Annotated in this window: 2 protein-coding genes; both read right to left on the reverse strand. The window is 71.1% G+C overall.

From position 1 onward, the window contains the following. Positions 1-973, reverse strand: a 973-nt coding sequence (locus FJ251_15205; GenBank protein MBM4119049.1) for a VCBS repeat-containing protein, incomplete at its 3' end; no start/stop codon positions are given. Positions 974-1,045: 72 nt separating this feature from the next. After that, a partial coding sequence (locus FJ251_15210) for a glycogen debranching enzyme (GenBank protein MBM4119050.1) occupies positions 1,046-2,791 on the reverse strand: 1,746 nt, incomplete at its 5' end.

Genomic DNA, 2,791 nt, shown 5'->3' on the forward strand with positions numbered 1-2,791 from the left:
CGTCCGTGGGCGCGCCCTGGAGCAGGTGCACCTTGCCGTCGCCCAGGCCGATGAGGAGGTCGAACCAGCCGTCCCCGGTCCAGTCGCAGAGAAAGGGCCGCGTGCGCGGGGTGCCCGCGTAGTCGATCGGCACGCCGGCCGCCGGCACCCGCAGGAAGTCGCCGAAGAGCGGTGCCGCCGCGCTGCCGATATTGGCGAAGAAGAGGATCTCGCCATTGGTGTTGCCGGTCAGCAGGTCGAGGCGGCCGTCCTCGTTCAGATCGGCGAGGGCCGGGCTCGAGCGCCCGCTCGGCACGAGGAGATCGCCCGCCGCAGCCTGGGCGAAGCTCTCGGCGAGGAAGTCGGGCGCGCTGTCCGTGCCCGCATTGAGGAAGAGGTGCAGCTTGCCGTCGAGGGCGCCGACGACGAGGTCCCGGCGGGCGTCGGCGTTCCAATCCTCGAAGACCGGCGTCGCGCGCATCCCGACATCGATCGTCACCTTGCTACCCGGTGTACCCACCTGCAGGAGCTCGCCGGCGCCGAGCAGTGGTGACCCCGGCGCCCCCTCGTTCAGGTAGAGCGTGACCGTGCCGTTCGCGCTGCCGACGAGCAGATCGGGCAGCAGGTCCGCGTTCCAGAAGACGACGCGCGGGAAGGCCCCGAGGCAACCCTCCCCCGGCACCGCGAGGTCCTGGCCGGCGGCCTGGAGGTGGCTGGAGCCGGCGAAGGCGGGCGCCCCCGCCGTCCCGATATTGAGGAAGAGGTGCACGGTCCCGGCGAGGGTACCGCCGCCTTCCCCCACGAGCAGGTCCGCGAGCCCGTCGCCGTTCCAGTCGGCGAAACAGGGCACTGAGTAGCCGCTGACCTGCAGGTCGACGCCACCCGCCTGGACCAGGGATTCGGCGCCGAGGCTGAGGATCAAGGCCGGGGCATTCCCCACCGCGAGCGCGAGGGTCAGCCCGGCGAGAGCGAGGACTGCAATTGCACGTCGCATGCGGCACGCTCCTTGGCGGCCGCGGGGCAATGAGGGTGCCAAGAGCATAGCACCCCCGAGCCGAAAGGGGAATCAAAACAGGGGCAGGGCCTGCAGCAGGACGACACTGCGATCCGCCACGCGATAGGCGCCGCCCGGCAACGCGGGCGCGGCCGGCGGCAGGCGCAGGTCCTCGCCCGGCGGCAGGCTGGTGTCGAGCACGCGATGCCAGGCCGCGCCCGGGCCCGGCGGCGGCAGCGCGAAGTCCAGCGGCTCCCGCCAGGCGTTGAGGCACAGGTGCAGGCGCTCGCCCTCGCGCTCGCGGCTCAAGGTGAAGGCCAGGCTGCGCGAGCTGGGCGACCAGTCGGGCTGGCCCAGGCGCACGCCGTGCCACTGGATCAGCGTGCCGCCCGCGCCGTCCTCGCGCCAGAAGCGCTCGTCCCGGAAGACGGCCAGGCTGCGCGCATAGGCCGCGAGCTCGCGCACGAAGGCATGCAGCGGCGCCTGGCCCGTCAGGGCCGACCAGTCGAGCCAGGCGAGCGCATTGTCCTGGCAGTAGGCGTTGTTGTTGCCCTGCTGGCTGCGGTCGAGCTCGTCCCCCATCGAGAGCATCGGCGTGCCCTGCGCGCAGAGCAGCAGGGCGAGGAAGTTGCGCTGCTGCCGCGCGCGCAAGGCGAGGAGCTGCGGGTCTGTGCTCGCCCCCTCGACGCCGCAGTTCGCGCTGTAGTTCTCGTTCGTGCCGTCGCGATTGCCCTCGCCGTTCGCCTCGTTGTGCTTCTGGGCGTAGCTGACGAGGTCGGCCAGCGTGAAGCCGTCGTGACAGGTGACGAAGTTGATGCTGCGATTCGCCTCGAGCGCGGGATTCGCATAGAGGTCGGGGCTGCCGGCCATGCGTAGCGCCACGGCCTTGGCGAAGCCGGCGTCGCCGCGCAGGAAGCGGCGCAGGTCATCGCGAAAGGGCCCGTTCCACTCAGCGAAGCGCTCGCCCGTGAAGGAGCCCACCTGGTAGAGCCCCGCCGCGTCCCAGGCCTCGGCGATCAGCTTGCTGCCGGCGAGCACGGGATCCGAGTCGATGGACCAGAGGATGGGCGCGTTCTCGCGCGGCTTGCCCTTGCCGTCGCGGCTGAGCACCGAGGCGAGGTCGAAGCGAAAGCCGTCCACGTGCATCTCGGCGGTCCAGTAGCGCAGGCAGTCGAGGATGAGGTGGCGCATCACCGAGTGGTTCGCGTTGATCGTGTTGCCGCAGCCGGTGAAGTTGGCATAGCGCGCGGGCGTCTCGCCGGCGATGTAGTAGGCGCCGTTGTCCAGGCCCTTGAAGGAGAGCGTGGGGCCGCGCTCGTCGCCCTCGGCCGTGTGGTTGAAGACGACATCGAGGATCACCTCGATGCCGGCCTTGTGCAGGGCCTTCACCATGTCGCGGAACTCGTCGACCGGCCCCAGCGGATCGCGGCGCGAGCTGTAGGGCCCGTGCGGTGCGAAGAAGGCCAGCGGGCTGTAGCCCCAGTAGTTGATGCGGCCGGGTGGAGCGTCCAGCGGGTCGAAGTGCTGCACGGGCAGCAGCTCCACTGCCGTGACGCCGAGATCCTGCAGGTAGGGGATCTTCGCGATCAGGCCGGCATAGGTGCCGCGCAGCGCGGGCGGCAGCCCCGCGCTCTCGCTGCGCGTGAAGCCGCCCACGTGCAGCTCGTAGATCAGCGTCTCGCCGTAGGGACGCAAGAGCGGCCGATCGCCCTCCCAGTCGTAGCCGCGCGCGTCGACGACCACTCCGCGCAGGGCCTGCGCGCAGTTGTCGCCGGGACGGATCGCTGCGACGCGGTCGTAGGCGGCCCCCATCACGAC

It is taken from the genome of bacterium (genome assembly GCA_016873475.1).
Lineage (GTDB): Bacteria > Krumholzibacteriota > Krumholzibacteriia > JACNKJ01 > JACNKJ01 > VGXI01.